Consider the following 9,189-nt stretch of genomic DNA (forward strand, 5'->3'; position numbering starts at 1 on the left):
GTCTTACAGGCAGGTTACCTACGTGTTACTCACCCGTCCGCCGCTAAGCATCGTGAAAGCAAGCTTTCACTTAGCTCCGCTCGACTTGCATGTATTAGGCACGCCGCCAGCGTTCGTCCTGAGCCAGGATCAAACTCTCCATAAAGGTGTTTGATTGCTCATTACGTTTGTTGCTTGAAGCTTTTCGCATCGGCTAAAGCCGAGTACGAAAACTTCTTATATCTATTAACTCGTTACCGAATTAACAGGGCAGTTTCGCTCGTTGTTCAGTTTTCAAAGAACAATCTTTTCTTTCGTTGCCGACCGCCTATTTCGTGGCCGGACTAATAATATATCACGAATCGTTATATGAAATCAACTGGAAATTGATGCCGTTCGATTCGTTTCTCATTTCCGAACCGCTTGTCTCGCGGCCGGACTAATAATATAACATGTCCGAAGAGCAGAATCTACAGGTAATGTTTAACATTATCGATCATCACTATGAAAAAGGAGCCCTAAGGCTCCAAAACAAATCCATGAAACCAAGCAGCTATTCATCCGATTAAATATGCGCAATCAAATGCTGGACAAACTTTTCTAAATAACGCTGGTCGGTCTCGTCGAAACGGTCTAGAATCGGGCTGTCGATATCGAGAACGCCGATTAGCTCTTCATTTTTAACAATTGGAATCACGATTTCCGATTGTGAGGCAGCATCGCAAGCGATATGCCCCGGAAACTCATGCACATTCGGCACGCGCACGGTCGCTCTGTCGCTAGCCGCTTTGCCGCATACGCCTTTCGATAACGGAATACGCACACAAGCAGGCAGTCCCTGGAACGGACCGAGAACAAGCTGCTCTCCCTTATACATATAGAACCCTACCCAATTGACATCATCCAAAAACTGACGAAGCAGCGAGGACGCATTCGATAAATTAGCAATGATATCGGTTTCGCCCTCGAGCAATGCGTCTAATTGACGAATCAGTCTATCGTAATTTTGTTCACGCGAGCCATTGTATTCTTCCTTGTGGAACATTTGACTACTCCTTTAATGTAGATGAATTATAGTGCTACTAGTTTATCATATTTGCTTTATGACCGGTTAATCCGTTGCCACGACATCGTTCCTTGGTCAAAAAAGCCCACTGTCGTCTCAAAACGACAAGGGGTATGTGTTCGTGTCTTCTCCCAAATTGGCCAGCTTTACTGCGCTTTGGATGTTCTGAATATCCAACGGGAACTGCTCCTTGACTTCCCACGGATTATACCATCCTCGCGCCATCGCGAAGAATACGATCCGCTCAGGAAAGTCAAGGCATCATCCAGCTGCTGAAGCAGCGTCGCTTTGATTTCCGGGTCGGCAACCGCCGTAATTGCCATCGCGTCATTTCTTACCCCGCTCTTCGCCTCACGAGCATGTCCATCGTAATCACTTGATCCGTTAGCGTATTCATGCCCATCAAATGTTCAATGATCATATTCACTTAGCTTACCGTCTCGGTTAGCGCTGCGGCTAGCGGTCCTCCCTTAGCTTACACACCCTTTCAGCCCAAAGAGAGAAAATTGATTATCATCTTACCTAATGATTATTCCCCTCTCTCTAATCTCCGCCAGCGCTGCTGTTAGGCAACATACAACAGGATGATTATTGCCGTACTCAGGTCTATTCGGCTATACCTATGGTTGCAGCACAATTATGGAAGGAAAGGAGGCGCACGCCGGAATCGTCCCTAAGCTTCATTGTTAACAAGATCACATATTTGAAAAGGAGGAATGCGTGTAATGTTTACTCGATCAAAACTGAAAGCGCTTGCCTCGGCAGTCGCCGTCTCTGCCGTAGCCGGGATGCTTGTCCTGCAGCAAGCTTTCGCTGCTAGTATCTTTACGGATACATTCGATGACGGCCAGGCGGACGGATGGACAAACCAATACGGCTCATGGTCCGTCGTGACAGACAGCGGCTCCCCGGTATTTTACCAATCCAGCACGACTGAAGGCCGCGCCAGAGCAGGAAACGCCTCATGGGCAGACTACAGTGTCGAGGCTAAAGTAAAAATTGATAACTGGAACGGCTCTAACCGAACCTACGTTGCTGGACGCTACCAGGACGGAAACAATTATTACGCCGCATCTCTATACAATAGCAGCGGCGGCAAACTCGAAATCCGCAAAAAAGTGAACGGCTCTACAACGACTCTGGCTACCAAAGGCTATGCATTATCCGCTGGCACCTGGTATACCGTAAAACTGGTAATGAACGGTTCGCAGCTTCAGATGTACGTAGACGGCCAACTGCAGTTAACGGCCACAGACTCCAGCCTATCCTCCGGCGGCATCGGCCTTATCGCTTACAAAACCGTGTCCAAATTCGACCAAGTAACGGTCGAGGACCTCTCAAGCTCACCCACACCTACGCCGTCCGCAACGGTCGCTCCGACCATAACGCCTTCGCCTACTGTTTCTCCGACTCCAACGCCGACTGTAACACCAACACCGACTTCTACGCCTCCCGTCTCCGAAGCGCTTTACGTAGCGCCTAACGGTTCTGACCACAATTCGGGCACAATCAGCAATCCGACTACCCTCTCCTCCGCTATCTCGCGATTGGCCCCTGGCGGTATAATTTACATGCGAGGAGGCACTTACTCCTATTCAACTCAGATTACGATCGAGCGCACGAACAACGGCACTTCAAGTGCAAGAAAGATCATACAGCCATATGGAACCGAAAAGCCGGTGCTCGATTTTTCCTCGCAGCCTTACAATGCCTCTGATGTTTCCCAGAATGCGAGAGGACTTCAAGTGAACGGCAGTTACTGGACCATTAAAGGCCTTGAGGTCAAAGGCGCTGCCGACAACGGCGTTTACATCTCCGGCAGCTACAACCGTCTGGAAAATCTCGATGTTCACCATAACCGGGACTCCGGCGTTCAGCTTGGCAGATATGCTTCCACAGCTGCGAAAAGCGAATGGCCGAGCCATAATGAAGTAATCAACACCTACTCGCATGACAACTTCGATCCCGACAACGGCGAAGATGCCGACGGATTCGCTGCCAAGCTTACCGTTGGAATTGGCAACCTGTTCAAAGGCTGCATTGCTGCCTATAATACGGACGACGGTTGGGATCTGTATACCAAATCGGATACCGGCGCCATCGGACCGGTGACCATTCTGGACAGCATCGCTCATCACAATGGGCAGACCTCCTCCGGCAATACAACCAGCAACAGCGACGGCAACGGCTTTAAGCTGGGCGGCGAGAAGATCGCCGTCAATCATGTCGTTCAAAACTCCTTTGCCTACCAAAACAAAAAGCACGGCTTCACCTACAACAGCAACCCAGGTTCGATTTCCATGACGGGCAATACCTCGTATAACAACGGGCAAAGCAACTTTGCGTTTGATACGGGAACGCATCAATTTAAAAATAATTTGTCATACAAAGGAGGCTCCAGCGATAAAACAAGCGGGTCGGATGTGGACGGCAGCAACGTTTGGTGGAAAAACAACGCCAGCACCAACGCGGACGGACTGCTGGCCTCGGACAGCGATTTTGTCAGTCTTACCCCTTCCCTCACCCGCAACGCGGATGGATCGCCAAGCATGGGATCTTTCCTGAAGCTTGCATCCGGAAGCGATCTGATCGGTTCCGGCACACCTTCTGGAACCAATATTGGAGCAACCGCCCCCTAAATCGAAACGGAAAAGGAGGATTTTAGCATGACTTCAGCTTTGTTCACGGATAAAAGGAAACGTATGGGGCTTATTCTGTTGCTATGCATCGCCTTGACTCTGTCTTTCATTCCCATTCGGCAAGCACAAGCAGCCGTGCTGTACAGCAGCGGCTTCGATAACGGACAATCAACCGGCTGGACGTCCACCAGCGGCACCTGGTCGGTCGTGCAAGACAACGGTAACTACGTGTACTACCAATCCAGCGCAAGCGAAGGCCGTACCTCAGCGGGAAGCGACTATTGGTCGGACTACAGCGTGGAAGCCAAAGTCAAGGTTGAGAACTGGAACGGATCTAACCGCGTCTACGTCGCAGGCCGTTATCTGAACGGCAATAATTTTTACGCAGCATCCCTGTATAACAGCAGCGGCGGCACACTGGAGATCCGCAGGAAGGTGAACGGTTCTACGACGACTATTGCATCGAAAACAAACGTCGGCTTATCCGCAGGAACCTGGTATACGGTAAAGCTCGAAATGAGCGGCTCAACCCTAAAGATGTACGTTAACGGCACGCTTCAGCTGACTGCTTCCGATAGCAGTTTGACTGCAGGCGCAGCAGGGCTTGTCGCATATAAAGCGGCTGCAAAGTTCGACGACATCGTCGTATCCGACTCTACTGCCGTCTCACCGAGCCCATCGCCGACAGTAACACCAAGCCCGACAGCTTCGCCAAGTCCGACACCTACCGCAACTCCGACGGCAACGCCAAGTCAGACACCAACCGCTACCCCTACGACTACACCGCAGCCCGGCACTTTGGCACAGTATAATTTAACAGGCTTCTCCGAAGGCAACACGGGCGGCGGCGCAATCCTCGAGACGGATTCGAGGTACAAAAAAGTTTATAACGCATCAGACTTGGCCGCTGCTCTGAAAAAAGGCTCCGGCGTCAAAGTTGTGGAGATCATGAACGACCTCGATCTCGGCTGGAATGAAATACCTTCTGCCGCTCAGGTTTCGCCATTCTCCGCCCATAACAGCCCTCTCACTCATCCGGTCCTTATATCAACCGGCGTGAGCAAAATTACGGTCGACGGATTTGACGGACTGACGATTTTTTCGGCGAACGGCGCGACCATCAAGCATGCGGCGTTTACGTTCAAAAGGAGCTCGAATATCATCATCCGCAATCTCGAATTCGACGAGCTCTGGGAATGGGATGAATCAACCAAAGGAAACTATGATAAAAACGACTGGGATTTCTTAACCTTCGAGGAAAGCTCGGGCATTTGGGTGGATCATTGCACGTTCAACAAAGCGTACGACGGGGTTCTCGACGTGAAGAAGGGGTCGAATGGCGTAACCGTTTCCTGGTCGGTCTTCAAGGGTGACGACCAAAGCGCTAACAGCTGGGTAACTCAGCAGATCAACGCGATGGAAGCTAATCCAGCCGCCTATCCGATGTACGCTTATTTAAGAAGCAGCGCGATTGGACTTTCAAAACCGGATATTATCGCGATTGCCGCCGGCCAGAAAAAAGGACATCTTATCGGGTCGACAGAGTTCGCATCGGATAACCCTGCTCTTGAGGTAACGCTGCACCATAATTATTACCAAGACATGCAAGACCGGATGCCTCGCCTTCGCGGTGGCAACGTTCATGCATATAACATCGTGATGGACAGTGCAGGAGCTTGGGCAGCGAAGAAAAAGATTACGCCTGCCATGGAATCAGCCTTATCCGGTAAAGGTTATAAGTTCTTTGTAACGAGCAACGGCGCAATCTCGACCGAAGACGGAGCGGTGCTTGTGGAGAAGTCGCAAATTATTGACGTAGGTTCTCCCGTTCGGAATAATCAGACGGATCCGTCCGATGCCAGCTATACCGGCAAAATCCGGGTGACGGACACGATTTATTCCTTAGACGGCAGCTACTTCAGGGGAAGCAGTGATACAGCCGGAAGTCCGCTGGCCCCTGTGCCTGCTCCTGTTAAGCCCTTCTCCTGGAACGGTTTTAGCAGCTTGCCTTATTCCTACGCTGCGGATGACCCAGCCGCATTGAAAGCGCGCTTAACCGCCGCGGACGGCGCCGGCGCCGGCAAGCTCAGCTGGGCCAAAGCTAATTGGCTTTTAACTACCTATTAATCATGCAACAAGGGCTGTTCCTCATTCGTCTTTTTTAACGACGTTGGAACAGCCCTCTCTTCTTTAGTGAGCGGCAATCGATTACACATGGAATTGGTATTGCAGCAAATAATCCAGCGTTTCGGGATCCGTCCTGCTTGGCAGCTCAAAGGATTGGTCATAGTTTTCTCTGCCTTTTCCGGTAATCGCGATTTGATCTCCTTCTCGTGCATGGAGCCAAGCATATTCGATCGCTTTTGTGCGGTCCTCTATCAATTTGCATTTCGATGCTCCCGTTCTCTGGATCATCTCTTGCAACTCGAGAAGCATGCTTTCTTTGTCTCTCCCCCCCAAATTGTCCAAAGTAAGGATCACTTCATCTGACCATACGACCGATATGTCCAGCATAATCCTTCGTTTGGAAGGATCGCCATTTCCTCTGAATCCAAAAATATGCACGATGCGACTTTCCTTTTGCCCGTGCAAGGTTTTCAAAAACTGTTCGAAGCCGTCCGGCGTATGGGCATAATCGATAATAAACTTAGCGCCGATCGGATGAGGAATCATCTCGAACCGACCCGGCGCTCCTGGGAAGCTGCTAAGCGCTTGTTGGATCCTCTCGCTTCGAATTCCCAGTTGAAGCCCCGTTAACCATGCTGCCCCAACATTCCAGGCATTATAGGTGCCGGGCAAAGGTATTTTTATTGTTGCAGTGTGAGTGCCGTCACAGAAACGGAATTCCTCTGTACTTGCGGAATAGGCTGGCGCAATATGGAGGTCATTATTTTCCGAGCCCCCAAACGTCTTCACCTTTTTATTCGTTGACAATAAATGATCCAAAAGTCGTTGTCCCCAAAAGCCCAGGCTGGATATGACCGCTTCTCCCTGCGGCTTCAGATGGTCGAACAATTGTTGCTTGGTCAAATAATAGGTATCAATCGAGCCATGATAATCAAGATGGTCGTGAGAAAGGTTCGTGAAAATCACATAATCGAACGTGATGCCGAGTATTCGTTTCTGATGGATGCCGTGTGAGGAAACCTCCATGACGACGACTTCATCTTGACTTTCTGCAAGCCACTTTTGAAGCTGCAGCACATCCGGTGTCGTCTGCAACGATGGGATATCGTGCCCGTTAATGCTGTTCACCACGCTTCCAATTAAAGAGCATCGCAGGCCTGAGCATTCGATGATATGTTTAAGCAAGTAAGCGGTTGTCGTTTTTCCATTCGTCCCCGTAATCCCAATCATGATATGCCGTCTTGAGGGATGATCATAATATTGAGCCGTTAATTGAGCCAAGGCTTCACGGGCGTCTGTTACCTGAAAATAAGGAACCGGCAGACCGGAAAATGGCTTCTCGCCTACGATCGCCGCAGCCCCGGATTCAATTGCTTGTTCGATAAAATCATGGCCGTCACTTTTCATGCCAGGAATCGCGACGAAGATTTCGCCCTGTTTTACTTTACCCGAATGGAATTGGATGCCCGTAACTTCAACATCTGTGGACAGGATACGGATTGTTCTAGGGGCCGAATTGGGGTTCATTATGCGCGCTCCATTGGTTAATTCTTATCGTACCGATTAAGCAGATAATCGGTCTAACAGGTATGTTTGCATCGATCTGCCTTATTTATGCACGTCCGTTGCGGCACGAAAGCAAAAAAAGCCGCGGCACATTGCCACGGCTTTATAACATTAGCTATTCCAATGACTCTGCGATTTTCATCGATTCCACGCCCGTAATCTGGCCCGTAATGGAATACTGCATTCCTTCCTTCATCCAAAATAACTCCGTAAGCCCCTCTTGTTCAAACATATAGCCCTCAACTTCGCTTACTTGCGTTTTCGTAAACAACTCCATCGGAAACGCGGCGGGATTACGGCTCACCACATACGTCATCGATTTCTCGCCTGCCAAATACGTGAAGATCGCGTCTCTCGCCGGCTGTCCTTGTTCTCCAACAACCACTATTTCCTTAAGCGCGAAGCCCTCCGGCAGGACAGTTGGAACCAGCAAGCTGCCACCGAAAGCGGCTATGGCTTCTTCCAGTGTGCTAACCGGCGTCGTGACTAACGCTGACAATTCAGACCCGGATGCTCCTCCGTTTACAGGAGGAGCACCATGGGCCGGCTGTTCCGTCGGTGATGGTATGGATGGTTGCTGTAAAAACGGGACACCTGCAACGAGCCATACCGCAGCAGCAACTGTAGCGGCTGCCGCTCCCATAACCCACGTTTTTGGACGTTGAAGGCGGCGGCTTTTTGCATGATCCCCAACAGCTTGCTGCCGAATTTTTTGTTTTAATCGCTCATTCATTTCCATACGTGAAAATAACATCTCATCAGACTCCTTCCGAAATTGTCCACGCAAATTACGATCCAAGTCGGTCACTGGATGTTTCCTCCCCTTTCTTCATCTCCCGAGCTAGCGCTTCTCTGGCTCGGTACAATCTGTTACGCACAGTTCCTTCAGGTGACGATGTCATTTTCGCAATCTCGCTTGTGCTAAAATCCATATAATAATACAGATACAGCGCCTCTTGGTACGGTAATGGCAAACGGAGCACATGCTGCAGCACTTCGCTTTTCTCCATTCTTCGAAGCGCTTCCTCCTCAACGCTGATCGTTCGTCCATGATCAACGCGACTGGGATCAGTCGGCTGCTCCGTGAACATCCGAACGCCCATCTTATCTCTGCATACGTTAACGGTGATTGTTGTCAGCCATGTTTTAACAGTGGATTCACCACGAAACGATGGCCAATTGCGGTATGCTCTCAGGAATACTTCCTGGCTGATATCCTCCGCAAGATGACGATCGCCCATATAGAAAAATGCCGTACGCAGAACGATAGTGCCGTAGCTATCCATGAGCTGCTCAAGCGCTTCAGCGGGATCGTTGGAGTAATTGTCTTTATTTTTCAAGCCGGCCGGCTTCATTGCTTCATCACCTCCAACCTATTAGACGGTCTAAGTTGGGAATCCGCTGCAAGCTGAAAAAAAACAATGGAAAGTCTTGTTCCAACGTAAAGGTGTGACCCAACAAACAACGCAAAAAAACCTGCCGTGTATGAACGGCAGGTTACATTTTTCATCTTTCGTTTTCAATTGCGCCTTGAAAACTGGATACGAAAGTTTGCTGAACTTTAGCTTGTAATTGGGGTCCCCGCAAAGTATCAGGAATAATCCTCGAAGCATTCGCTTCACTTTGTGGGGTATCTGTAGGATAAGCCCTCGACCGATTAGTATTCGTCAGCTCCACACGTTGCCGTGCTTCCACCCCGAACCTATCAACCTCGTCGTCTTCAAGGGGTCTTACGAATTGGGAAATCTCATCTTGAGGGGGGCTTCACGCTTAGATGCTTTCAGCGCTTATCCCGTCCGTACTTGGCTACCC

Annotated in this window: 6 protein-coding genes, 2 rRNA genes and 2 pseudogenes; 3 read left to right on the forward strand and 7 right to left on the reverse strand. The window is 49.9% G+C overall.

Annotated features, from left to right (window positions below):
• From D3P08_RS26895 to D3P08_RS26905, 3 genes and pseudogenes are all read right to left on the reverse strand, one after another.
• Positions 1-145: ribosomal RNA gene (locus tag D3P08_RS26895) — 16S ribosomal RNA — on the reverse strand; the annotation flags it as partial.
• A 399-nt stretch (positions 146-544) separates the two neighbouring features.
• Entirely contained in the window at positions 545-1,024 is a 480-nt protein-coding gene (locus D3P08_RS26900) for a GAF domain-containing protein (protein WP_119603224.1), read from the reverse strand.
• A gap of 117 nt (positions 1,025-1,141) precedes the next feature.
• Positions 1,142-1,472 (reverse strand): annotated as a pseudogene (locus D3P08_RS26905) (spore coat protein).
• A gap of 361 nt (positions 1,473-1,833) precedes the next feature.
• On the opposite strand from D3P08_RS26905, the pseudogene D3P08_RS27805 reads away from it, so the two are divergent.
• The 3 genes and pseudogenes from D3P08_RS27805 to D3P08_RS26915 form a co-directional block, all read left to right on the forward strand.
• A pseudogene (locus tag D3P08_RS27805) lies at positions 1,834-2,364 on the forward strand (LamG-like jellyroll fold domain-containing protein); the annotation flags it as partial.
• Positions 2,347-3,684 (forward strand): right-handed parallel beta-helix repeat-containing protein, encoded by a 1,338-nt coding sequence (locus tag D3P08_RS27810; RefSeq protein WP_420819061.1) that lies wholly within the window; start codon positions 2,347-2,349, stop codon positions 3,682-3,684. The pseudogene D3P08_RS27805 and the gene D3P08_RS27810, both read left to right, overlap by 18 nt.
• A 27-nt stretch (positions 3,685-3,711) precedes the next feature.
• Complete coding sequence (locus D3P08_RS26915) at positions 3,712-5,811, forward strand: pectate lyase family protein (protein ID WP_240647762.1); 2,100 nt, start codon at positions 3,712-3,714, stop codon at positions 5,809-5,811.
• Between the two features lie 81 nt (positions 5,812-5,892).
• Here D3P08_RS26915 and D3P08_RS26920 read toward each other — a convergent pair whose 3' ends face one another.
• The 4 genes from D3P08_RS26920 to D3P08_RS26935 form a co-directional block, all read right to left on the reverse strand.
• A complete protein-coding gene (locus tag D3P08_RS26920; protein WP_119603226.1) occupies positions 5,893-7,338 on the reverse strand; it encodes a UDP-N-acetylmuramoyl-L-alanyl-D-glutamate--2,6-diaminopimelate ligase in 1,446 nt (481 codons plus the stop codon).
• Positions 7,339-7,492: 154 nt separating this feature from the next.
• Positions 7,493-8,131 (reverse strand): DUF4367 domain-containing protein, encoded by a 639-nt coding sequence (locus tag D3P08_RS26925; RefSeq protein WP_147381860.1) that lies wholly within the window; start codon positions 8,129-8,131, stop codon positions 7,493-7,495.
• A gap of 34 nt (positions 8,132-8,165) precedes the next feature.
• On the reverse strand, positions 8,166-8,732 hold the full coding sequence (locus D3P08_RS26930; protein ID WP_119603228.1) for a sigma-70 family RNA polymerase sigma factor: 567 nt from the start codon (positions 8,730-8,732) through the stop codon (positions 8,166-8,168).
• A gap of 282 nt (positions 8,733-9,014) precedes the next feature.
• Positions 9,015-9,189 (reverse strand): 23S ribosomal RNA (locus D3P08_RS26935); the annotation flags it as partial.

Source organism: Paenibacillus nanensis, assembly GCF_003583765.1.
Classification (GTDB): domain Bacteria; phylum Bacillota; class Bacilli; order Paenibacillales; family Paenibacillaceae; genus Pristimantibacillus; species Pristimantibacillus nanensis.